Origin of the sequence: Roseovarius sp. MMSF_3350, from assembly GCF_030733425.1 — a bacterium.
Classification (GTDB): Bacteria; Pseudomonadota; Alphaproteobacteria; order Rhodobacterales; family Rhodobacteraceae; genus Roseovarius.
Map to the genome: position 1 here is coordinate 70,489 of NZ_JASHIZ010000003.1, position 23,506 is coordinate 93,994.

Sequence of the window (23,506 nt, forward strand, 5' to 3'; positions counted from 1 at the left end):
TTCCTCACGCGCGGACGGGCCAAAGTCGCGGATCCGGGAAACCACAGATAGTCTCAAGCAAGCCCGTTTCGCCGGGGCCCACCCGACGGGCAGAAAACTATGGTTCGCCTCGAGACCCCAGCGAGTGCCGGCGCAGTGCCTCGACAGGGAGACCTGACAAGGTGGTACCGAAGCCAGTCGGCATGACATGCGCGTATAGTTCGCGCGTGTCTTGCGGGTCAACGCAATGCCCCTGCAACGATCGGGCCGTTCATTTCCGTGTGCGATCCCTCCGCGCCCAGCGACAGGACGTGGTCCGCCGTCGCCCCGACCAGCGCCGCTTCGTGGCTGACCAGCATCAGGCCGCATCCTTCACGCTCGACGGTTTCGGTGAGAAGGCTGATCACTTGTCTCTGCGTGATCGGATCGAGGCGCGAGGTCGGCTCGTCGGCAAAGATGAACCTGGGCCGGACAAGCAGAAGGCGCAGCAGCGCGAGGCGCTGAAGCTCACCGCCGGAGACGGCGCCGGGCCTGCGGTTCAGCAATACCGGCGCAAGGCCGAGGCGCGGCATCAGAGCATTGATCCGATCTTGCGTCTGACCGTGACGGCGGGCCACATCGGCCAGCGTGCGCCCCAGCGTCCGGTGCCGCGGAAAGGCCGCGACCGGATCCTGGTAGAGCTTCTGAAAGGCGGTCGGCGGAAGGCCCGCGGCCCGTTCCACCCGCCCTGCGACAGGCCGCACAAGACCCAGAACGACATCGCCCAGCGTGGACTTGCCACAACCCGAGGGCCCAGTGACCCCAAGAATGCGTCCTTCGCAGAGATCGAAGGAAATCTCCGAGAATAGCCGGTTGCCGCCGCGCTCTGCCGCAAGGCCGGTGGCGGTCAGCACGGCGGCGCCGGCAGGCGGCTTGCGCCGGGCGGTCCAGGTCTCGGGATCTGCGGCGATCAATTCGCGGCTGTAATCCTTGGCAGGGGCGGCCATGACGGACCGCGTCACGCCAGCCTCCACCACCTTCCCGTCGCGCAGGATGACGATCCGCCCGCCGATCCGCCGCGCCAGTGCAAGGTCGTGGGTGATGACCAACAGCCCCCCGCCCTGCGCCAGTTCCGCCAGCAGCAGGTCGGCCACCTCGTCACGGCGCGCGGCGTCCAGCCCCTTGGTCGGCTCGTCGGCGATGACGATTCGCGCACCGCCCGCCCGCGCTGCAGCGATGGCCACGCGCTGCGCCATGCCGCCCGACAGCTCGTGCGGATACCGGTCCTCGGCACCGCCGAGGCCCAGCCGCGCGAGATCATTCTGCGCCTGCGCGCGCGCCTCGGCAGCGCCCAGCCCGCGCACCAACCGGTGCGCCTCGCTCACCTGCGCCCGGGCCCGCATCAGCGGGTCGAGCGACAGCCACGGCTCCTGCGCCAGGACCGCCATCTCGCGCCCCCAGAGCGGGCGGAATCCCGCGGGCCGCGCGGCGTCAAGCAAACGCTCACCCAGAACCACGCGCCCTTTCGACGAGAGATCCTTGGGCAATGTGCCCATGATGGCCTGTGCCAGCAAGCTCTTGCCCGATCCGGTCTCGCCCAGCACGACCAGCGGCTCGCCGGGGTCTAGATGCAGGGACACCGGGTGCAGGATCGGGGTGTCGCCTTCGGAGACGGTGATGTTCTCGGCACGCAACAGGGTCATGTCTCACGGCTCCCGGCCAATAGTGTCAGTCCAAGCAGCAGCACGAAGGTCGCCACCACCGGCGACAGCAGCGCCAGCGGCGCCTCGCGCCAATAGGGAAGAAGTTCGACCATCATTAGGCCCAGTTCCGGCGTCGGGGCGCGCATTCCCACATGCACGAAGCCCAGCGCCGCGATGGCCATGATCGCCGTTGCCGTCCCAAAGGCGGCGGCGGTCAGCATCATCGGCGCGATTTCGGGCCAGATATGCGTGCGGAAGACATAGACCGGGCCGAAGCCCAGCAGGCGCGACGCCTCGACGGCGGGCGAGGCCAGCGTGTCGCGCGTGGCGGCCCGCGTCAGGCGAAAGAACTCGACCCACAGGACCAGCGACAGCCCGGCCCAGAACCCCAGCGCCGTGCCCGGCACGATCGCCAGCACGATCAGCACCAAAAGCAGCCCCGGCAAGGCCAGAAGCGCATCGGCCAGGATCGTCAGGATCCGGTCGATCCAGCCGCCCCGTGCTGCCGCCAGCGTGCCCAGCACCAGTCCCGCGCCCCCTGCGGTCAGCACCGCGGCGATGGCGATGACGGGCGACAGGCGCAGGGCATGGGCCAGCCGGTGAAAGATCGACCGGCCAAGGTGGTCATGGCCCAGCGGCGCGGTCGCGTCGGGCGCGCCCAGCGCCTGCATCAGCGACTGCGCATAAGGGTCGCCCGGCACGATCATCGGGCCGATCAGGGCAAAGGCGAGCACCGTCGCCACCAGTGTCGCGCCGGCAAGGCGCACGGCCTGTCCTGCGGGACGCGGGATCGCAACAGCATCGGTCATGCGGCCCTCCTTGGATCGATCCGTTGCGTGACAAGGTCGATGACCGCGTTGATCACGACGAAGCTGAGGCCCAGAACCAACGCCGTGCCCTGCACCATCGGCACGTCCCGCGAAAAGATCGCATGCACCAGGGCGTGGCCGATCCCGGGCCAGCCGAACACCGCCTCGACCACCACGACACCCTCGACCAGCGTCACGAATTGCAGGCCGAGATAGGTCAGCAGCGGCACCGACACGTTGCGCAGCCCGTGGCGCATCAGGGTCTGTCGCCGGCTGAGGCCTTTCCACTGGGCGAAGGCGTAATAGGGCATGGCACCCACCCTTGCCATCGCGTCCCGTGCGATGCGCGCGTTCACGGCGGCAAGGCCCAGCGCCAGCGCCAGCGCGGGCAGGATGAAGTGGCGTGCTTCACCATGGCCCGCTGCGGGCAGCAGTTTCAACTGGACCGAAAGGACCAGGATCAGGATCAGCGCCATCAGGAATTGCGGCACCGCCTTCAGCCCCGTCGAGACGATCAGCAGGGCGCGGTCCAGCACGCCGCCCGGGCGCAGGCCCGCCAGTATGCCCAGCGGCGGGCCGATCAGAAGCGACAGCAAAACCGCCACCGCCGCCAGCGCGAGGCTGGCCCCCAACTGGTGGCCGATTTCGGCGATGACGGGATTGCCGGTCACCAGCGAGGTGCCGAAATCCAGCCGCGCGAGATCGCCCAGCCAGTTCAGGAAGGCGGGCAGCGCAGGGCCGCCCAGCCCCAGTTCTTCGCGCACCGCGTCGGCGGCGGCGGTGTTGACGTTGTCGTATCCATAGCGCCCGGCGGCGATGCGATAGGCCGCATCTCCCGGGAGGCTGCGCATCATGGCGAATGTGGCGGCCCCGATCAGGACCGCCACCATCACCGCCTGGATGCCGCGTGTGATCAGTGTCTTCATTGTGCCAGCTTCAGGTCCTGCAACCCAAAAGTCCGCTCCCACGGGTCGATGACGGTGCCCTCGACACCCTCTGCGACGGCCAGCGTCTGGCGGTACCACGCGATCGGAATGATGGGCAGCTCGGCCTGCAGGATCTCGGCGATCCGTGCACGCGCATCCGCGCCACCGTCACCGCGCCCGACACTTCGGGCCAGCTCCGCGATCTCGTCGTTCTGCCATCCCATGGCGCCCCAGTCGCCGGTCGGCGCGTAATCTGACAGCACCGTGCCCACCGGGTTGGGGATCAGGCCGAAGTTCCGCGCGATCAGCCCAAGGTCGAGCGAGCCGTCGGCGTGACCCGAACTGATTTCGCTGGAATTGGTTGTGTTGATGCTCAGTTCCACGCCGATGGCCCGGAATTGCTGCTCCAGCACCGAGGCGACCAGCGGCAGTTCGGGCCGGTCGGGATAGGTGGTGAGCGTCAGCGCAAACCGTTCGCCGTCACGCGTCAGGATGCCGTCGCCGCCCGCTTCCCATCCCAGGTCGGCCAGCATCGCCTTGGCCGCTTCGGGATCATGGGCCAGCGGGTCGAGCGTCTCGTCATGCCATTCTCCCACCGCAGGCGGGAACAACTGCGTGGCGCCTTCGGGGTAGCGCAGAACGGCCTTCGCGATGCCCTCGCGATCGATGGCCAGTGACAGGGCCTGCCGCGCCTCGGGCTCGGTCAGGAAAGGATGCCCGGCGTTAACCTTTAACAGCAAGGTGCGCGGGATGGCGACGGAATGGACGGTCGCCGCCTCGGTCGCATCCAGCCGCGCGACCGAGGCCGGGTCCAGCCCGAAAACGAAATCGGCCTCGCCGGACTCGGCCATCAGCGCGCGGGTTTCGACCCGGCTGACAGCGGCATAGCTGACATTGGGCACGTTGGGCGCGGGGCCCCAGTATTCGGCAAAGGTCTCGGCCTTAAGGCTGAGCGGCGGCGCAAGTTCGGTCACCTTGTAGGGGCCCGTGCCGATGATCTCGACGCCCGCGCCATCCGGGCCGTAGGCGTCCGGCGCCAGGATCTGCGCGCTGTAATGCGCAAGGTAGGCCGGAAGCGCTGCAAAGGGCTCCGACAACGTGAACATCACGACACCGTCGCCTGCTTGGATCGCCTCGACCGGCGCATCCGATAGCGGGCCGGGCTTGCCCTGTGCGATGGTCAGCGCGTTGGCCGCGGCCTCCGGCGTCATCTCGGTACCGTCGTGGAACATCACGCCCTCCCGCAGAGCGAAGGTCCAGGTCAGCCCGTCGTCGGATGTGCTCCAGTCGGTGGCCAGCCCGGGCGTCAACTGACCCTCTGGGTCGGCATTTGTCAGCGTCTCGGTGACACCCATGCGGGTGAAGATATAGCCCGAGGTCGAGGGTTCCGGCGACTGGATCTCGAATTGGGCGACGACATCGAGCGTGTCGTCGGCCAGCGCGGGTGACGTCGCGGCGAGCAGTGCCGCAACGATCAGGGACAGGGTGCGTTTCATGGTCTTCGGTCCTTTGGTCTTGTCATGTCTTTGTGTTGCTGGCCGCACAGGTCAGCCTGTCGCGGGCCAGCGTCATCCGCTCGGCCCGGTCGAGCCGGGCAAGGATGGTGTCGGGCGCTTCACCTTCGGCCCGCGCCTTTTGCCAGATGCGGCGGCACGAGGCCGGCGACCACGCCAGCGCCGCCTGGTGCATCCAGTTGCGCAATGGCTGGGGCAGGGCATCGAAATCACGCATCGGGTCGCTGCGCCGCCGGCGGCGCAGGCTGGTGGCGATGTTGCGGCTCATGCCTCGGCGTCCGGATCGGTGACCGGGTCGAGCGCCAGCATCAGGCGGGTATCGCCCGTGCCCTCGATCGGCGGAGATCGGTGCAGCAGGTGCGGATCGGGTTGCGCCGGCCAGAGCGTGCCGCGCATGACGAAAGGCGATCCGGTCGGCACCGTATGGATGGTGGCCGGCACATCGTCGCGCGCCACACCGTATTGCGTGCCGGCGCCGCGATAGGTGCATACCAGCCGAGCCGTGACCCTGTCGATGTGGAACCGGCGACAGGCATTGGTGGCAATCGGGTCCAGCCGCAGCCGCAGCCACCGCGCACGTGTCATCTCGGCAAAGCTGGCGGCCAGTCCCGCGATATCGTCGATGAGGATCCGACGCTCGGGCGCGTCGGGCAGCCCCGCCTCGTCGCAGGCCAGGGTGACGGCCGAGGCAATCTCGCCGGGTCGCACGATGACGCGGGTCGCGGGCAATGTTTCGGGTGGTAGCGTCTCCAGCCAGTGCAGCACGGTTTCGGGCAGCCTGCGCCGGCAGATCACGCCACCGACTCCCGGCAGCCTGATCGCGCCCATGTCCTCGGGGCCATTGACGCTCAGCACGCCCGTCCCGGCGCCTTTTGGAACAATCGGATGCAGGGTCATGACGCCCTCCGCCACGCGGGGAACGGATCGGGCAGATCGGGCAGGCTGTCCGGTCCCGGCGCCACCGTCGCGGGCACCAGCGCCGCGTCCAGCCGCGCCTTCAGCGCCGGCCAGTCGATACCTGCCCCGATGAACACGATCTCCTGCCGGCGGTCGCCCCACGGCTCCTGCCAGTGCGCCCTCAGGTACTCCTGCGCGCCGGCGTGGTCGGGATGCCGCTCCTTGGGCACCGTGGCCCACCATTGGCCCAGCGGCGTGACCGAAGACAGCGCCCCGGCCAGCGAATATTCCGCCACCCAGTCGGGCCGCGTGGCGATCCAGAAATGTCCCTTGGCCCGGATGACGCCCGGCAGGTCGCCGTTCAGCACCGCCATGATCTTTTCCGGCTCGAACGGCTGCCGCGCGCGATAGACGAAGGAGGCGACCCCGTATTCCTCGGTTTCCGGAACATGGTCCGCAAAGCCGTAAAGCTCCTTGGCCCACATAGGGTGCTCATGCGCCTTTTCGAAATCAAAGAGGCCTGTATCCAGGATCTCGGCCGCCGCGACATCGGAGTGATCTGTCTCGATGATCCTAGCGTCCGCGTTCAGGCTGCGGATGATCTTGCGCGCGGCATCGGTGCGCTCGGGCCCGGCATCGCTGACCTTGTTCAGGATCACCACATCGGCGAACTCGATCTGGTCGGTCAGCAGGTGAACCAGCGTGCGCTCGTCCTCCTCCCCCATCGTCTCGCCGCGGTCGCTCAGAAAGTCGTGGCTGGCATAGTCCTTCAGCAGGTTCACCGCGTCGACAACCGTCACCATCGTATCGAGACGCGACACGTCCGACAGGCTCTCGCCCGCTTCATCGCGAAACTCGAAGGTGGCGGCGACGGGCAAAGGCTCTGAAATGCCGGTGGATTCGATCAGCAGGTAGTCAAAGCGCTGTTCGCCGGCCAGCTTGCGCACCTCCTTCAGCAGATCATCACGCAGGGTGCAGCAGATACAGCCGTTGGACATTTCGACCAGCGTCTCGTCGGTGCGCGAAAGCGCGCTGTCGGCCCGCACGAGGTCGGCGTCGATGTTCACCTCGGACATGTCGTTGACGATCACGGCGACGCGCCGCCCTTCGCGATTGTTCAGGACGCGGTTCAGCAATGTCGTCTTGCCGGCGCCGAGAAACCCGGAAAGAACGGTGACAGGAAGGCGGGGTTGCAAGGCTGTGTTCATATAAGCACCAGTTGACGAGTGGACGAGGTGAACGGTTTGGGATTGGGGTGTCGGCACCCGACGTGCAACGGCCTCGCCGAAAGCCTCGCCCCCGGCAACCCGGGCCGCGTCCCTGCCTTACGTGCGATCTCGGAGCAGTCTCTTTCCGAGGGGTCTTCAGAACGTCTCATTTTTCAGTCCGGGCCAGTCCGCAATATCGAACCTTAGCAGCACAGTTTATGCTACCTTATAACATCACAGTGTTATCTTATATCATTTTGGAAAACGCAAGTAACAGAATGCTTGGTCGGACCGATTTCGCTCGTGACCTGGTTTTCCGTTCAGACTCGAAAACGGTCATCCGGCAAGCCTGCAGCGACCGGACGCCGCATCCGGATACGGAACGTCTGACGCAGCACGGCGGCCAGCGCATCCATCGGAACCTGCCCGTCGCGCCGGGGCCACATCCAGAACACGCGCCTTCCTGTTGGGCATGCGACCGGCGGGACCCACCGAACATGCAACAATCTTGCTCGGGTTCGTTTGTCCCGAACTCGATCAGTCCTGAAACGGCCATGGGCCGGGGAACAGGCCAGTCGGGATGACATCGGAGGCCAGTCCCGGGACGGGCCGGTCGAGCCAGCGATGGACCATGACGGCGCCCGGTTCCAGCATCAGGCGAGGGTCGGCTACCGACCGGTGATCGGTCAGCACCGCGTGGCAGGTCGCCGGCGCGATCTGGCAGGTCACGCGTCCGATCTGGGTGGTCATCGCCCGGTGGACATGGCCGGATATCATGCGGACCGGGCCAGGATGGGCCTCCAGCCGCGCCATCATCGCCGCGCCGTTGCGCAGATTGTCCGCGTCCATCGCGGGAATGCCCGCGTGCATGAAGGGGTGGTGCGTGGCCACGACGGCCGACTGGTCGCCGATGGCGGAAAGCGCGGTGTCGAGAAATTCCATGCCCTCGTCGCAAAGCGCACCGTGATGAGCGCCTTCCAGAAGCGTGTCGAGACCGATCACCGAGAAGGGGCCGAAATCCCGCACCCACTGAACGGGGCCTTTGCGGGGCATCCAGAACGCATCCGCCAACGCCTCGCGCATCGGCGCGCGCTGATCGTGGTTGCCGGGGACGGCATGCCAGGGCAAGGCGAGGCCTTCCATGATCGAGAGGAAATGCGCGTATTCCTCGGGCGTGCCGTGATCGGTCAGGTCGCCGGTGATGATGGCACAGTCGATCCCGCTCCAGAGCGGCAGCTTGGCGTTGATCGTTTCCACCGCGCGGCGCAGTGCATCGGCCGTGTCCGATCGTCCATAGGCCAGCCTGCCGGGGGTGACGATATGGGTGTCGGTAATCTGAACAAAGCCGGGCATCACGCGGCCGTATCCAGCGGGAGAACCAACAACGCCTCCGGCGGAATGGAGATACGCACCTTGTCCCCCGGCTTCGGTGCGCTGAAACCCGCGTGCAGCATGAACAGAGGCCCGGTCATCGCGCCGGACAGGGCGATCCGATAATGCGTGCCAAGAAAGGTCACCGTCTCGACCCGGGCCGCGATCGGGCCTTGCGGGTCGATCCGGATATCCTCGGCCCGGACCAGGACCTGCTGGCCGTCGCTCGCCCTGGGCAGGCCCAGCATGCCGCCCTGCAGATGCAGGGTTTCGCGCTCGATGTGCCCCTCCAGCGGCATCGCATCGCCGACGAACCGGGCCACGAAGCCGGTGGCGGGGTTGCGGTAGAGCGCTTCGGGCGTGCCGATCTGGGCAACCTCGCCCTGGCTCATCACGGCCACGCGGTCCGCAATCGCCATCGCCTCGTCCTGGTCGTGGGTCACGAAGATCGCCGTGATCCCGAACTCGCGCAGCAGCAGCGCCAGCTCGTCGCGCAACTGGCCCCGCAGCGCGGCGTCCAGCGCCGACAACGGCTCGTCCAGCAGCAGCACCCGCGGACGCGGCGCCATCGCGCGGGCCAGTGCGACGCGCTGACGCTGGCCGCCGGACAAGGCGGTGATCGCGCGGTCGGCGTAAGGCTCCAGACGGCAAAGCTCGATAACCTCTTCCACCCGCGCGGCGATCTCGGCCCGTGGCAGCTTCTGCATCTTCAGCCCATAGCCGATGTTGCCGCGCACCGACATGTTGGGGAACAGCGCGTAGGATTGGAACACCATGCCGATCTTGCGGCGGTCGACCGATTGATGGGTCACATCCTCACCGTCGAAGACGATGGAGGCGCCGGGGTCCGGCGTCTCCAGCCCCGCGATGATGCGCAGCAGGGTGGACTTGCCGCAGCCGGAGGGCCCCAGCAGCGAGAGGATCTCGCCCTGCTCGATCTCCAGGTCGGTGGGCCTCAGCGCCCTTGTGCCGCAGGGAAAGGTCTTGGCGATATTGCCGAGTGTCAAAGTCATTGCGTGATCCTTTGGGCGCGGGCGCTGGCCCATTGCATGGCCATCAAAAGCGGGACGATCATCACGAAGAAGACCAGCGTGTAGGCCGAGGCGACTTCGAGCCGCATCGAGGCGTAGCTGTCGGCAAGGCCCACGGGCAGCGTTTTCAGGTATGGCGTGTGCAGCATCCAGGTCAGGTTGAATTCACCGATCGACAGCGTCACCACGGTCAGCGCACCGGCAAGGATGCCGGGCATGGCGTTCGGCACGACGATGTCGATGAACCGCCGCACCGGGCTCGCCCCCAGGGAGGCCGCCCCTTCCTCCAGCGTCTTCAGGTCGATGGCGGCCAGCACTGACAGGACCGACCGAACCATGAAGGGCAGGGTGTAGAGGACATGCCCGACGAGGATGAAGGTCCAGCTGGTGCGGAACCCCTGAACGGTCCCGTAGAGCTGCAGGAGCGCCAGCGCCAGCGCGAGGCCGGGGATTGCCAGGGGAAGCGAGATGAACTCCTCCAGCACGCGGCTGGTCCGGCCGGGATTGCGCGCCAGCACATAGGCGGCCGGCACACCTAGCACGAGCGTGACGGCCAGACAGGCCATCGCCAGTCCGATCGAAAGGAAGATGCTGTCGGAATACAATTCCCAGACCTGGCCGATCCATTTCAGCGTCAGGCCCGAGGACAGGCCACGGAAATAGTTCACCGTCAGCCCGGCCAAAATCGACTGGATGATCGGGATCAGCAGGAACGCGCAGGCCAGCAGCGTGACGGCCAGCGGGAGGTGGCGGGTGACATGTCGCATCGCCTCAGCCCCCCGCCGCGACGGCGCCGCCGGAGAAGCTGCGCGCGATCAGCAGCATCGCCCATGTCACCACCCCCAGCACCACCGACAGGGCCGAGGCCATGGCGATGTTCGCCGACAGCGTGAACTCGGTGTAAATCACCATCGGCAGGACGTCGATGTCGGTGGCAAGCGTAAAGGCGGTGCCGAAGGCCCCCATCGCGGTGGCGAAGGCGATGGCCCCGGCCGCGATCAGCGCGGGCGCAAGCGCGGGCAGCAGCACATCGGTCACGATGCGCCAGGGCGGCGCCCCGAGCGTGCGCGCGGCCTCTTCAAGCGCCGGGTCGATCTTTTCCGCCGCCGCCATGACCGTCAGCAGCACCCGCGGGATCGAGAAATACAGATAGCCCAAGAACAGGCCGAAAATCGAATAGGCAAAGACCCAGTAACCGGGCAAAAGCTGGTTCACGAGCCCCTGCCGCCCGCCCAGCAGGATGATCATGAAACCCACCACGACGCCCGGAAACGCCAGCGGCAAAGTCAGGATCGACAACAGCGTGTTCCGCCCCACGAAGCGGTTGCGCACGAGGTACAGCCCCGCCGTGGTCGAGATCGCCAGCGCCGCCACCGTAACGGCAATCGAGACGACGACCGTCTGGACCAGCGTCGACAGGTAGCGCGGGGTCTGCAGGATCTGAAGGTAGATCGCCCAGCCCGCCTCGCTTTCGCCCGAGGCGAGGATCAGCCGCGCCAGCGGGATCGCCAGAAAGGCCAGCGTGAAGATGACGAGGGGCAGCAGGCAGAGGAATATGAAGTGCCTCTGGGACATTCTCGGCTCCGATCCGGGGGAGGTGCCGGGCAGGCGCGTGCCTGCCCGGCGTCTCGGGGTTACTCGACTTCGTTCAGGTAGCGTTCGCCAAAGGCCGCCTGGGCGCGCTCCATCTCGGCATAGTCCACCGCCACGGCCCGCTCGTAATCGGAGGCCGGCAGGAACTTCTCGGCCACCTCGGCGGGCAGATCGACCGGGCGTGCCGGCTGAAGATAGGCATTGGTCCAGATCGCCTGGCCCTCGTCCGACAGGATGAAATCCAGCACCCGCTTGCCGGCATCCGGGTTCGGCGCATCGGCCACGAGGCTCATGACGTAAGGCACGCGTACCGATCCTTCGCAGGGCAGCACGAACTCGAAATTGCCGTCCTCTTCGTATTTGCCGCGATAGGCGTTGAAGTCGTAGTCGAACAGGATCGGAATCTCGCCCGACACCACGCGGGCGTAGGACGTCTGTTTCGGCACGATCGGGTCGTTCTCGGCCAGCGCGTTGAAATACTCGATGGCCGGGTCGAAACTGCCCAGATCGCCGCCGTTGGCCAGATTCACGGCCACGGCACCGGCATAGCCGACGAAGGCCGAGGACGGATCGAGATAGCCCACCATGCCGCGATACTCCGGCTTGGTCAGGTCGGCCCAGCACTGCGGCACCGGCGCCCCGGCCAGCGCGTCGACATTCACGAACAGGCCAAGCGTGCCGTAGTGGATGGCGAACCAGTTGCCCTCGGGGTCCTTCAGACCTTCCGGGATCTCGTCGAAGCCTTCCGGCTTGTAGGGCTCCACCACACCCTCGGTTCCGGCCTTGATGCCGGTGGTGACGCCGTAATAGGCCACGTCGGCCACCGGGCTTGCCCGTTCCGCCAGAAGCTGGCTCAGGGTCTGGCCCGAGTTCTTGTTGTCATGCGGCATCTGGATGTCGAGCTTTTCGTCGATCGCCTCCAGCATCGAGGCCCAGTCCGCCCATTGCGGGGGACAGTTGTAGCAGATCGCATCCTCGGCCAGCGCGGGCGCGGCGATCGCGGTTGCGAGAAGCGCCGAAAGAACGGTAAGTTTCATGGGTTCATCCTTGTTTGAGTTCGGTCTTGAGCGAGTGAACGGACGGCGGCCAGGTCGCACCCTGGTCGTCGTCGCGGCTTTCCGTCCGGGGCGGCGCAAGCGTGCCCCCCGCGCGGAAATTGAAGGGCAAGGGCGGCTGCTGGATACAGGCCTCCCCTTGCATCAGGTCCAGCAAGGTGCGCGCGGCCTGACGGCCCATGGCGTCGGGCGCGGTCTCGATCGTCGCCAGCGGCACGTCGAGCAGGCGTCCGATCTCGATGCCGTCGAACCCCACCACCGACAGGTCCTGCGGCACGATCTTGCCCATCAGCCGCGCGGCCTTCTGCACCGCGATGGCCAGGAAATCGTTCGACGCGAAGACTGCGCTCAGCCCATCGAGCGTAGAGAGGATCTCAGCCAGAAGCCTGGGCGTGTTGGCCTCCGCCTCGCTCAGCTCGATGAGCGCCGGGTCCGGCATGCCCCGCGCGCGGCACTCGGCGTGAAAGCCCGCATAGCGGTTGCGCGACCGGTCCGAGGTGGAGAACCGCAGCGCCAAAAAGCCCGTGCGCCTGTGGCCCAGCTCTGAGAAACGGCGGGCGACCTCCCGTGCGGCTTCGAAATTGTCCACATGAGCACTGGGCAGGCCATCTATCGGGTCATGGAACATGAGCGACAAGGGAACGCCATGCTGGCACGCCCGCTTCAGCGCCACGCTCTTTTCCGGCGCGACCATGGTGACGATCAGGCCGTCGACCTCTTTCGCCAGAAGGGTCGCGATGGCGTCGTTGTCGGCCTCCCCGTCATAGTTCGAGCTTGCGATCAGAAGCTGATACCCGGTGCCCGAAAGCGCCTCCTGCACACCCTGGACCGCTTCGGCAAAGACCGGATTGGCAAGCGAGGGCACGAGGCACCCGATCGTCATGCTTCGGCTGCTTTGCAAGGCCCGCCCGATGGCGCTGAAGGAAAACCCCAGATCGCGCGCGGCCCTCTCCACGCGATCGCGCACCTCGGCGCTGGCGGGCCCGGATCGGTTGAGCACCCGGCTGGCCGTCGCAATACCGCAGCCGGCCTCCCGCGCGACGTCCTTGATGGTGATCTTCTGCCTCTGGCTCACGCGATTCTTCCATGTGAAAACGTTTCCACCTGTTTGATACGGAAGATTCATAACGTGAATGTGACACCGCCGCTGGCGCCCGGCCACGACGCATCCAGATAAGCCGAGATCTCCTCGATCTCACAAGGCAGTTCCCGGCCTTGCGGCCATCGACTTGTCCATTCTCCAAGCTTATAAGGTCCATTTCAGCCCGCTGTGCGGCGGGCGATGGTAGACGTCAACAACATAGCGAACGAGAACCGAACAAAACTCTTTTGGGTTCAATAGGGTATCTGTGACGTTACGCTGTGGCTCATCGAGAAGCACAGCCTGTCTCGTGTCCACGTCTTGGTTAACCGGCCCCACGCGCAGAACGGCCGGAATGATCAAAAATACCTGCGAAGACACTTTCGGTCACCCATTCCGTTTGATGCCGCGCGGAAAGGACCAAAGGTTGCTTATGATGGGAAGCTTCCAGTCCATGGTGCGACCGGTGAGGATGCGTTCCTCCGGCCCCAGATAGACGACACGTGTACAGGCATCCGCGTTAGACACCGATGCTACCACGAGGCCGAGGCAGAGCGTTAGATTTGAAAAGATGCGCGCATGCATGAAGTTTTCCTTTGAAATTTATCACTGAAGCCTGTCAAGGCTCGCTCAAGACCCGATCAAGAAATGGCGACGCTACCGCTTCTTCACACTCCGAGGTACACGGTGCGCTTGCCTCGGAATGCTCGCACCCATGTAGGATCGGTCAGATATATGAGCCTCGTCAAGGTGCTCAGTGTGACATGTGTTCAAGCTATGCATGGCCTGTCATTCACATCCGGAAATTGCACAAATGCAGACTATTTCTGAAGCAGATCGAAGGGCATCTTGGTCCGTACTGCGGACCTCGGGTCGGAAGACGATGCTGCACGTTGCCACGAAGGGCCGGTTCGGGGGAGCTGCGGCGCAGCGATGGCCAACCTCGTGAATGTCCGAAGAGGGCCGTTCGCGACGGTCCGACATGTCGGGCGGGAAGGGGACCTTCGCTGCGTTCTGCGCGAAGGTCCGAGTTGTAAAACATGGCTCACATTGGCTGCGCTTGCGGGAGGTCAGCTTGTTTTCTGGAAGACCAGATACATCCTCAAATTACATCTTTCCTTCGAAACAATCCCTGCACCCACTCTCGGAACGCAATGATCCGCGCTGGCACGTTGCGACGTTCGGCGTAAAGCAAGGAAAGTTGCATGGGCGGCGGGGCCAGCTTGGGCAATACCTGCACCAGAGCTTCGCGTTTCAGCAGATAACGCACGTCATAGGCAGGAAGCTGGATCAGACCTAACCCTGCGCGCGCCGCGGCGATGTAACTTTCGGCGTTGTTGACCGCCACGCGGCTGCGCATTTGCAGATCGATCAGGCCATTCTTGCCCTCATAGCAAAAGGTTGGCGGCTCAGCTGACAGTCTGGGCCCGTAGTTCACCATCCAGTGTCCAGACAGGTCTGAGGCAGTCTGCGGTGTCCCATGGCGTTCGAGATAGCCGGGGCTTGCACAGGTAATGATTCTCAGATCACCAAGCGTGCGGCAAATGATGTCAGCATCATGCAGGGTGCCGACGCGGATCAAACAGTCGATCCCCTCCGAGATCAGATCGATCTTACGATCGGTCGTGCTGACCTCGATTTCCAGTTCGGGGTTCTCATCGAGCAGCGCAGGCAGTGCGGGGATCACAATACGACGGCCGATCCGGCTGGGCATATCTACCCGCAGCTTTCCCCTGAACCGGGCCGCGTCCCCTCTGAACATCTGGTCGGTGTCCTGAACAGCATCGACAATCTCGCGCGCTGTGCGCAGGAACCGCTGGCCTTCGTCGGTTGGCATCATTTGGCGGGTTGATCGGCGGAGAAGTTGGGTGCCAACCCGATCTTCCAATGCCTGAATCACGGTCGAGACAGTCGAGCGCGGCATCCCAAGCGCGTCCGCCGCGCGGGTGAAGTTCCCGCTCTCCATGACTTGGATGAAGACTTCCATCTGCCGGATACGATCCATGACCCCATTGTTCGGCCAGACTGACGAGTGATGTCAAGATTCGTCGGATTATCCGAACCTTTCCTGCGGTTATTCTGTCTGTAAGCAGGCCGAGAAATGGCTTCGCATAACAACAGAAAGGGAACAACTAATGTCCAGAACATGCATTGAGGGCAAAAACATCCTTATCACCGGTGGGGCCAAGAACCTCGGCGGTTTGATTTCGCGCGACCTCGCGGAGCGTGGGGCCAAAGGCGTCGCCATCCACCATCACGGCGACAACAGCCGGAACGACGCAGAGGCCACCGCAAAGGCCGTCGAAGCCGCCGGTGCCAAAGCCGCCATCCTCAAGGGCGACCTGACAACAGACGCGGCCAATGCCAAGCTCTTCGAAGATGCCAAGGCTGGCCTCGGCAGCATCGACATCGCCATCAACACCGTGGGTCAAGTGCTGCGCAAACCTATTGCCGAAACCTCCGAAGAGGAGTTCGACCAGATGTCGGCTGTGAACAACAAGTCGGCCTATTTCTTCATCAAGCAGGCCGGGAAGCATCTTGAAGATGAAGGCGCGCTTCTGACGATCGTGACCTCGCTTCTGGGGGCCTTTGCACCGGGTTATTCGACCTATGGTGGCGGCAAGGCGCCGGTCGAGCATTACACCCGCGCGGCGGCCAAGGAGTTCGGCGAACGCGGCATTTCGGTCAACGCCATCGGGCCGGGCCCAATGGATACCCCATTCTTCTATGGTCAGGAAAACGACGATACCATCGCCTTTCACAAGATGATGACTGCCTTGTCCGACTATTCGACCAAGGGCCTGACCGACATCGAGGATATCGCACCGTGGGTCCGTTTTATCGTGACCGAGGGCTGGTGGATGACTGGTCAGACGATCCTGATCAACGGCGGCTACACCACCAAGTAACGATTGATCCTGTTTGGACCGGCGGGCGTTCATGTCAGCCGGTCCCCTTCGATTGCGAGAGGAAGTTGCGATGAGCAATCCGTTTCAAGACATTTTCGACTTGCAGAATGACGCGTTCCAGAGCGACCGCAGCAAGACGAAAGCTTGGCGTCTGGACCAACTGGAAAAGTTGGAGAGGATGTTGCTCGACAACCGCGAACGCTGGACCGACGCGCTCTACAAGGATTTCGGAAAGCCGCCCTTCGAGCAGGAATTCGAGATCGTCGTGCCGATGGGCAACATCAATTACTACCGCGACAACCTGGACGATCTGATGGCCCCCGAGCCGGTCGCGTTGCCCGCAGGGCTGGCCGAGACCGGGCATGAGGGCGTGATCCACCGCGAGCCCTTTGGTGTGACACTTGTGATCGGACCCTTCAACGCGCCTATCCTGCTGCTGCTCGATCCTGCCATCGCGGCCCTGGCGGCGGGTAACCCGGTCATGCTAAAGCCTGCCAACACCACCCCCGCCACGGCCAGGTTGTTTGCCGAGCTCGTGCCAAAGTATTTCGACCCGCGTGACGTGGCAGTCGTCACCGGCGGGCGGGACGAGATTTCCGCACTTCTGGAATTGCCATTTGATTTCATCTTCTTCACCGGCTCTTCAAAGGTTGGGAAGGTGGTGATGCGCGCCGCCGCTGAACATCTGACGCCGGTGATCCTCGAACTTGGCGGGCAGAACCCGACGCTGGTAGACACCAGCGCCGATCTGGAACGCGCGGCCGACTACATCGCCTGGGGCCAAAACGCAATTTCCGGGCAATGGTGCATCGCGCCCGGCTATGTCTGCGTGCATGAAGATGTCGCAGATGCCTTCGTCGAGAAAGTGAAGGCCTCGATCCGCAGGATGTATGGCGATGATCCGAAGAAGAGCCCGGATTTCGCGCGGATGATAAGCGAAAAAGATGCCGAGCGCGTGGCGTCCTACATCGTCGAAGATCAGATTGTCCTGGGTGGTCGGCACAGCAAGGCAGACCGCTATGTCGAGCCGACGCTGCTCTATCCCGCTGGGTGGAGCGACCCGGCCATGCAGCAGGAGATCTTCGGACCGGTATTGCCGATCCTGCGCTATCGCGATCTCGCTGACGTCGTCGGCAGAATCAAGACGCTCGACAAACCGCTCGCCGCCTATGTCTTCAGCCGGGATCGGGCGGTGGCCGAACGGTTCATCCATTCGGTTTCCTTCGGCGGCGGTTGCGTCAACATGACGAACCTGCATTGCTGGGTAGACAGCCTGCCATTCGGCGGTGTTGGTAGTTCCGGCATGGGAAAATATTATGGCAAAGCCGGGTTCGATGCGCTCAGCAACCTCAAATCCATGCTGGTTTCGCCCGTTGATCAACTGCTCGATGTGTTTCCGCCTTATGTGGAAAAGGACATCGAGAAACTGCTGGCCCCCTTTGCCGGATAGTATAACCTCATGCATATACTTACGCTTATCTTCTGCGGCTTGGCCCTTCTGGCGGTCTTCTGGCTGGTTTCGCGCATCTCGCGGTCTTCCCTGCGCGACCTGCTTCCTGCCTATCTTGTGGTTTGGCTGATCGTCAGTGCGATTAACATGTGGATCGGTGTGACACACGCGGGTTACACGGTCATGGAAGAAGCGCTGGTTTTTCTGCCGGTCTTCGGCGGTCCGGCCCTCGCTGCGATATTTCTGGCAAGGCGGAAACGCACATGACCTTTGCGAGAGCTCAGCCGCGGACGATTTCAGACGTGTTGACCTTCTGGAGCCGATCCCGCAATCACTGGTTTTCCCACGATCCGATATTCGACCGCCGGCTTACCAGGCAGTTTGGTTCGTTGCATCAGCAGGCGGCGTCGGGCGCGCTCGGCGGCTGGGAAGAGACACCGAATGGATGTCTCGCGTTGCTGATCCTTCTCGATCAGTATCCGCGAAATGCGTTTCGCGGGAAGGCGCAGATGTATGCGCACGACGCCGAGGCGCGTCGGATCGCCCGTCGCATGGTCGATCACGAGTTTGTCGAGAAGGTGCCGGAAGAATTGCAGCTTTTCTGCCTTCTACCCTTCGCCCATTCCGAGAATATTGCGGATCAGGAGCAATCGGTCGAGTTGCATCGCAGGTTTCTGCCGGGCGGTCTCGATCGGGCCCGTCGCCACCGGAAAATCATTGCACGGTTCGGGCGCTTTCCGCACCGCAACGCGATACTCGGTCGCGCGGCCCGACCAACAGAGACCGACTTTCTAAGAAACGGCGGGTTTCAGGGGTGATTTTGCGTCACACCAGCCCATTAGGAGACTCTCAATGACAACACCTTTTCTTGACCGCTTCGCTCCGTCATCGGCGCTCCGTGAGAGGGAAGGCGGAACGCATCTGAAAGTCACGACAGTCGAGTTGTTCTTCGATCTGGTCTATGTGTTCACGATCATCCAACTCTCGCATTACCTGCTGGAGCATCAGACCTGGCTGGGCGCGCTGGAGGCGGCGACGCTCTTCGCGGGCGTCTGGTGGGCTTGGAACTATACGGCATGGGCCGCGAACTGGATCGATCCGGACAAGACGGCGGGACGGATTCTCATGCTGGTGCTGATGGCCTGCGCGCTCATGATGGCGGTGGCGATCCACTATGCCTTCGAATACCGGGCATGGCTTTTCGCGCTGGCTTATGTCGCCATGGCGCTGATCCGTGCGTTCTATATGGCCGCCGTGATGCGCGGCACACGGATGGGACAGAACTACTGGCAGCTCGGCATGTGGTCGGTTCTCTCGGGTGTCTTCTGGATCGCCGGCGCGCTGATTGAGCCTTTGCGCCTGCCTCTTTGGATCGTCGCGGTGCTGATCGACTACGCGGGACCCTACGCAGGCTACCATGTGCCGGGCCACGGGCAGACCCCGATGGAAACATGGACCTTGAAGGGCCTGCATCTGCTGGAACGCAACCAGCTCATCTTCATCATCGCGCTGGGCGAAAGCATTCTCCTGCTGGGACATACCATGGTCGATGCCGATCTCTCCGTGCCCCTCTTTCTGACGGCAGCTATCGGCTTCGCGCTTATCGTCTCGATGTGGTGGCTCTACTTCGTGCATTCCGGCGAAGCGGGCGAGGAGGCGTTCCACTCTTCCGGAGATCACACCAAACTCGGCCGCGCGAGCCTCGCCTACGCCCACGGGATCATGGTTTGCGGGGCCATCGTGGTGGCGGTCGCCATCGAGATCATCGTCGCGCACCCCACCGATGCGGTTCATCTTCCGTCCATCTTGATCGCCTGCGCCGGGCCGATGATCTTCATGACCGGCAACACGCTGTTCCGCCTGGGCCTCGGCCGGAAAATCCCTTGGACCTACGCCTTGCCTTTCGCGGCAATGCCGCTGATCGGCTGGTTCGTGCATGAGACCCATGCCTCCGGCATCGTGCTGGGCCTGGGGATGCTGCTGGCCGGGCTGGCGGTGGCCGCGGTGAACCCGGACCGCAGCGGGCTGAAGGTCGGGACGCCGTCGTGATCGCCTCCGCTGACGACAGGCCCATGCCCGCCCTGTCGGAGGTCGCCAAGACAGGCGCCCTTATGGCGGCGGTGATCGTCCACAACCTGATCTATCCTCTCAGCACCTGGGGCGGCGTCTGGCCGGCGCTGTTCTATGGGTTTTACGCAGGAATGTTCTGGGCCGGTATCTGGGCTCTGACGGCGGATCGCGCGATGCGCTTCTTGGCGACGCTGACCTCGCTCGCCGTCTTCGCGGCCGGGATCGTCAATTCCTACTCGCCCTCTTCCGCGGCTGCGTTGGCAGTCTACCTGACCTCAATCGCGCATCACCTCGTGATCCTGATCGTGCTGACGCGCTACACGTTCACCCGGCGCGAGGTATTCACAGAAGTCATCCTGGCTGCTACAGCGCTCTACCTCATCCTCGGCTCGATCTTTGCGGCAATCTATGGGCTGATCTTCTGGTTCGACCCCAGCGCCTTTACCTCGGCTACCGGTGGTGAGGTCGGATGGCAGCAGCTACTCTATTACAGCTACGTGACTCTCACGACCCTCGGCTACGGCGACGTGCTGCCGGTCGGCCACGTCGCGCAATCCATGGCGGCGTTCGAGGCGATCGCCGGTACGCTCTATACCGTCCTGCTGCTGTCACGGCTGGTCGGGATGCATACCCCGGGCAGTGCCTGATCTCATTACCTCTAACCGAAAGGACAACACCATGCCGACCCGCAGACAGATCGTTATGGCCACCGCCGTCCTCGTGTTCGCTCCTGGCCTTGCAGTCGCCGACGACCTGACCCCACCCGAAACGGTGGTCAGCGAACTCCTCGCAGCTATGGAGGTGAATGACGCTTATCGCATCCGCACTGTTTTTGCAGAAGATGCGAGCCATACCTACGGCGATAGAAGCCCCAAAACCGGTGAGGATTTCCGCGCCTGGCTGGCCTCTGACATCATAGAACCGCATGGACGTGTGGACGGAGCGGAACTGGCCGGCGATGGCAACGCAGTGGTGGTCACGGGGCAGTATCGCAACGATGACGGCTACAGCAGTGCAGCCGATTTCCTGATGACAGTTGAAGATGGGAGAATCATCAGTTGGCAAATGCGGTACTGATCGGCGTGAGGATTAAGACCAGCTTGCAACAAATGTGGTTCTCCCAACAATCGTGCATAACGCGACATAGTTTTGCGGCCTGATGGCGGCGGTGATCGTTTACAAGCTGATGTCACCAGCCAGCATATCGGGCGTGGTCTCTCCAAAGTCATTCCGGAAACCACGTCGCTCTACCGCATCCCCGGCTCGACCTTCGCAGCGATCGCTGGACCACTCTATACGGTCCATGCCGCTGCCACGGCTGGTCGGGATGCACACGACCGAGCCCCGCGACTTTATATAGCTGCTCTATAGCGTTTCAGAAAAGTGGTCAGAGATGCGCCCCTTAGCATTGGCCTATACCGGACGTTCGTCGCAAAGTTTATGAATGGCAGGAATGGGCCGTTCTCGATAGTTCGACAGTCGGGGCGGCTACCTCTACTCGAGGCAACCTCGGCGTGTCGACATCCAGTGCTCAAAGAAACTTAGGCTGGCGTAGTGCTGGCTCCCGGCGTCGTGGACCACGCGCACCCGGACATCGAGTTGCAGTATTCCTTGCCGGATGTGTGGTCGGTGCGCATCTTCGTGGCGCTCTGCCGCAAGCATATGGTGCGACCCTATCGCTATCCTCGGCAGCGGCGCACCCCCCTCATTGTCCGGACGCGGCAAATCAGCTTCGGGCGCACGGTCGCAACCGAGTTCCGCGCACTCTACCGCGAGTCAACGGCGTATTTCGAAGCGACGGTGAACCATCTCATCGCCGACGCAATGAAATCCGATGGCGATGACGAAGCGCTCGAGCGGCGCCAGCTTCCGAGATAGCACGCCGAGCCAAGCCGTCCGCCTGGGCGGGGACGGCGAGGACTATTCCGGGCAAACCCGTCGCGGCGCTGCGTGCGCCGACAATCCTGGACCACATCACCAAGGGCAATCCGGCACCATCATGTGATGTTGTATTCTGGGATCCTGATGTCGGGGTCAGCATGCTCCTTCTGGTCAAATAGAACGGGCGCCACCGCGCCCGTGGAAGATTCCCGTCGGTGGCCGGGACTTCGAAGACCGCCTGGGACGGACTTCTCTGACAGACGAAATGGAACTTCGCTTCGGATGCACGTTGTCGCTTCCGCTCACGCGGATACCACCAGCTCTGAGGAGTGATCATGTCCCCGCAGCGCGCTGCGTCTTCAGTGGTGCACAACAATGTTCACGAGCGCCCAGACCATCTGGATCTTGCCCTGCCTCCTTTCTCGTCGCTCGTCGCGCGGTCCTCAACGGCATCTCCATGCCGGTCCGTCATACCGAAGAGATGGGATGATTGATTCCAGCCAGAAGCATTTTCTCGCCAGGGATCAAAAAATCTTTGTGGTAACCGGTCCCACGGCCAGGAGTCCGCATTCGGCATCATGGGGCCGATTGACGACCCTGAAAGCGAGATTCCCCGCAGTGCCGAACAAAACTGAAGTTTTTGCTTCGTGCCGGCGGCGATTGGCCAATCTCCATATCAACGCCGAAACAACGACCATTCAGCCGACGCAGCAAAAGGAGGATCATCTCGGAGAAACAACATGCGGACGGGCTTGATGCTGCCACGAACGGCAGACGCGCAAAAGGAGGACCACTATGCTGCGTAACCTACCCACAATTGCCCTGTCCGCAGACCTGCAACTCGCTGCCGCACGGGCGCATTTCGACAAGCACGGATCGGCTCTGTGCAACGCCGCGGGGCTAATCGACGGCGAGGCCGGAACGGCCCGCGTCCTGCGTTTGATTACCGGCTTGCGCGAAGCGTCGCGTCTCGACCGGGCGACGCGGCGCAGGCTCGTCGATCTGCACCGGCTGCTGTCTTTCGATCTGGTCAGCGATAGTCTCGACCCGGACCTATCACCTTGGAGCCTTCTCGATCCCGCGAGCCCGGAAGTGGAAGAGCTCTGTCTTCTCACCGACCGACTGTATGACCTGCTGGTCGAAATCGGAGAGCTGGACGACGAGCGGGATGCCGTGGCGCTTGCTCTCCCGTCGCGGGACGCGGCCTGACCTGCGGCGCCGGCCACGCGCGGTTTGCACGGCCGGCGTCATGCCCTCGGACGAATGCAAGGTCCGATACTCAGCCTTGCACCATCGTGGAACGTCTTCGCCGATGCGGCGCGACAAAAAAAATCATGCGCCGGGCAGTTTTCTTCTTCGTCGTCCGGATGATCGACCAATGTTCTCATCACCAGCACAGAAGTCCAGTCATTGAGAACAACCGAAAGGAACCTGCCAACGTCCACCTTCTCCCTGCGACGGAACATGACGCCGATGAACCAGGCACACCACCGATTCCGACACTGCATGAAGCGAGAACATCATGCTCAATTCCACCACCCTCAACACCACCACCACCGACACCGCCGAGGCCCGTCTCGGCGCGGCTTACACTGCGGAGCAGCACCTCCGCCGTCACGGCGCGAGCCTCTGCGACCTGCTGGATGCGCTCGATGATCCGAGCGGGTTCGCGGCGCTCTGTGACCTGCATGGCGCCTTCGGTGCGCCGATCCCGAACGCCGATGTCGTCGAGGCCGCGCTGCGCGACATCCGGCGCATCCTGGCCGACCAGCCACCGTCGTCGCTCGACCGGATCGGTCACGAACGGGGTCTGCCAGCCTCAGGCATGACCCTCTGGCACGGCGCGCGCGTCAGCGAACTCCTCGCGCGGTTCCCTCGAACCGAGTGAAACTCGGCCGTGTCCTTCAGGTGGCGTGCAAGCGCCGCCTGAGCGTCTATCCTGACGAAATCGGGATGGAGCAGGATGTCTGTGAAGTTACGCTAAGGCTCATTGAGAAGCACAGCCTGTCTCGTGTCCACGTCTGGGTGAACCGGCCCTACACGCGGATCG

Annotated in this window: 24 protein-coding genes; 10 read left to right on the forward strand and 14 right to left on the reverse strand. The window is 63.6% G+C overall.

Annotated elements, in window-relative coordinates; all coding sequences use genetic code 11:
• Positions 1–218: 218 nt before the first annotated feature.
• The 14 genes from RBB31_RS04445 to RBB31_RS04510 all read right to left on the reverse strand — a co-directional run bounded on the left by RBB31_RS04445 (position 219) and on the right by RBB31_RS04510 (position 15,133).
• Positions 219–1,661 (reverse strand): ABC transporter ATP-binding protein, encoded by a 1,443-nt coding sequence (locus RBB31_RS04445; RefSeq protein ID WP_306128052.1) that lies wholly within the window; start codon positions 1,659–1,661, stop codon positions 219–221.
• Positions 1,658–2,470, reverse strand: coding sequence for an ABC transporter permease (locus RBB31_RS04450; RefSeq protein ID WP_306128053.1), 813 nt, complete (start codon positions 2,468–2,470; stop codon positions 1,658–1,660). Before RBB31_RS04450 ends, RBB31_RS04445 begins: the two co-directional genes overlap by 4 nt.
• Positions 2,467–3,396, reverse strand: coding sequence for an ABC transporter permease (locus tag RBB31_RS04455; protein ID WP_306128054.1), 930 nt, complete (start codon positions 3,394–3,396; stop codon positions 2,467–2,469). The genes RBB31_RS04450 and RBB31_RS04455 overlap by 4 nt, the downstream gene beginning before the upstream one ends.
• Complete coding sequence (locus RBB31_RS04460; protein ID WP_306128055.1) at positions 3,393–4,892, reverse strand: ABC transporter substrate-binding protein; 1,500 nt, start codon at positions 4,890–4,892, stop codon at positions 3,393–3,395. The genes RBB31_RS04455 and RBB31_RS04460 overlap by 4 nt, the downstream gene beginning before the upstream one ends.
• 22 nt (positions 4,893–4,914) lie before the next feature.
• Positions 4,915–5,178, reverse strand: a complete 264-nt coding sequence (locus tag RBB31_RS04465) for a DUF6525 family protein (RefSeq protein WP_306128056.1) — start codon at positions 5,176–5,178, stop codon at positions 4,915–4,917.
• Positions 5,175–5,807 carry a DUF1826 domain-containing protein gene (locus tag RBB31_RS04470; RefSeq protein WP_306128057.1) on the reverse strand — a complete coding sequence of 211 codons (633 nt, stop codon included), beginning with the start codon at positions 5,805–5,807 and terminating at the stop codon, positions 5,175–5,177. Before RBB31_RS04470 ends, RBB31_RS04465 begins: the two co-directional genes overlap by 4 nt.
• Positions 5,804–7,015 carry a GTP-binding protein gene (locus RBB31_RS04475; RefSeq protein WP_371931289.1) on the reverse strand — a complete coding sequence of 404 codons (1,212 nt, stop codon included), beginning with the start codon at positions 7,013–7,015 and terminating at the stop codon, positions 5,804–5,806. The genes RBB31_RS04470 and RBB31_RS04475 overlap by 4 nt, the downstream gene beginning before the upstream one ends.
• Before the next feature lie 537 nt (positions 7,016–7,552).
• Positions 7,553–8,368 (reverse strand): phosphodiesterase, encoded by an 816-nt coding sequence (locus tag RBB31_RS04480; RefSeq protein WP_306128059.1) that lies wholly within the window; start codon positions 8,366–8,368, stop codon positions 7,553–7,555.
• On the reverse strand, positions 8,368–9,399 hold the full coding sequence (locus tag RBB31_RS04485; RefSeq protein ID WP_306128060.1) for an ABC transporter ATP-binding protein: 1,032 nt from the start codon (positions 9,397–9,399) through the stop codon (positions 8,368–8,370). The genes RBB31_RS04480 and RBB31_RS04485 overlap by 1 nt, the downstream gene beginning before the upstream one ends.
• On the reverse strand, positions 9,396–10,184 hold the full coding sequence (locus RBB31_RS04490; protein ID WP_306128061.1) for an ABC transporter permease: 789 nt from the start codon (positions 10,182–10,184) through the stop codon (positions 9,396–9,398). Before RBB31_RS04490 ends, RBB31_RS04485 begins: the two co-directional genes overlap by 4 nt.
• 4 nt (positions 10,185–10,188) lie before the next feature.
• On the reverse strand, positions 10,189–10,992 hold the full coding sequence (locus RBB31_RS04495) for an ABC transporter permease (protein WP_306128062.1): 804 nt from the start codon (positions 10,990–10,992) through the stop codon (positions 10,189–10,191).
• 59 nt (positions 10,993–11,051) lie between these two features.
• Positions 11,052–12,047, reverse strand: a complete 996-nt coding sequence (locus tag RBB31_RS04500; protein ID WP_306128063.1) for an ABC transporter substrate-binding protein — start codon at positions 12,045–12,047, stop codon at positions 11,052–11,054.
• Positions 12,048–12,051: 4 nt separating this feature from the next.
• Positions 12,052–13,140, reverse strand: a complete 1,089-nt coding sequence (locus RBB31_RS04505) for a LacI family DNA-binding transcriptional regulator (RefSeq protein ID WP_306128064.1) — start codon at positions 13,138–13,140, stop codon at positions 12,052–12,054.
• A 1,108-nt stretch (positions 13,141–14,248) separates the two neighbouring features.
• Positions 14,249–15,133, reverse strand: coding sequence for a LysR family transcriptional regulator (locus RBB31_RS04510; protein ID WP_306128065.1), 885 nt, complete (start codon positions 15,131–15,133; stop codon positions 14,249–14,251).
• Positions 15,134–15,281: 148 nt separating this feature from the next.
• Between RBB31_RS04510 and RBB31_RS04515 the strand changes: the two genes are divergently transcribed.
• From RBB31_RS04515 to RBB31_RS04560, 10 genes are all read left to right on the forward strand, one after another.
• Complete coding sequence (locus RBB31_RS04515; protein WP_306128066.1) at positions 15,282–16,055, forward strand: SDR family oxidoreductase; 774 nt, start codon at positions 15,282–15,284, stop codon at positions 16,053–16,055.
• Positions 16,056–16,155: 100 nt separating this feature from the next.
• Positions 16,156–17,505, forward strand: coding sequence for an aldehyde dehydrogenase family protein (locus RBB31_RS04520; protein ID WP_306128067.1), 1,350 nt, complete (start codon positions 16,156–16,158; stop codon positions 17,503–17,505).
• Positions 17,506–17,514: 9 nt separating this feature from the next.
• Positions 17,515–17,772, forward strand: a complete 258-nt coding sequence (locus tag RBB31_RS04525) for a hypothetical protein (protein ID WP_306128068.1) — start codon at positions 17,515–17,517, stop codon at positions 17,770–17,772.
• Positions 17,769–18,323 carry a DUF924 family protein gene (locus tag RBB31_RS04530; RefSeq protein WP_306128069.1) on the forward strand — a complete coding sequence of 185 codons (555 nt, stop codon included), beginning with the start codon at positions 17,769–17,771 and terminating at the stop codon, positions 18,321–18,323. The genes RBB31_RS04525 and RBB31_RS04530 overlap by 4 nt, the downstream gene beginning before the upstream one ends.
• A 34-nt stretch (positions 18,324–18,357) precedes the next feature.
• A complete protein-coding gene (locus RBB31_RS04535) occupies positions 18,358–19,554 on the forward strand; it encodes a low temperature requirement protein A (RefSeq protein ID WP_306128070.1) in 1,197 nt (398 codons plus the stop codon).
• Entirely contained in the window at positions 19,551–20,222 is a 672-nt protein-coding gene (locus RBB31_RS04540; protein ID WP_306128071.1) for an ion channel, read from the forward strand. Before RBB31_RS04535 ends, RBB31_RS04540 begins: the two co-directional genes overlap by 4 nt.
• Before the next feature lie 31 nt (positions 20,223–20,253).
• A complete protein-coding gene (locus RBB31_RS04545; RefSeq protein WP_306128072.1) occupies positions 20,254–20,652 on the forward strand; it encodes a nuclear transport factor 2 family protein in 399 nt (132 codons plus the stop codon).
• Between the two features lie 495 nt (positions 20,653–21,147).
• Positions 21,148–21,453: a hypothetical protein gene (locus RBB31_RS04550; RefSeq protein ID WP_306128073.1), complete on the forward strand. Its 306-nt coding sequence runs from the start codon at positions 21,148–21,150 to the stop codon at positions 21,451–21,453.
• A gap of 798 nt (positions 21,454–22,251) precedes the next feature.
• Positions 22,252–22,665 (forward strand): hypothetical protein, encoded by a 414-nt coding sequence (locus RBB31_RS04555; RefSeq protein ID WP_306128074.1) that lies wholly within the window; start codon positions 22,252–22,254, stop codon positions 22,663–22,665.
• 313 nt (positions 22,666–22,978) lie between these two features.
• The gene (locus RBB31_RS04560; protein WP_306128075.1) at positions 22,979–23,344 is read left to right on the forward strand and encodes a hypothetical protein; all 366 of its coding nucleotides are present in this window, start codon (positions 22,979–22,981) and stop codon (positions 23,342–23,344) included.
• The last annotated feature ends 162 nt before the right edge of the window (positions 23,345–23,506 follow it).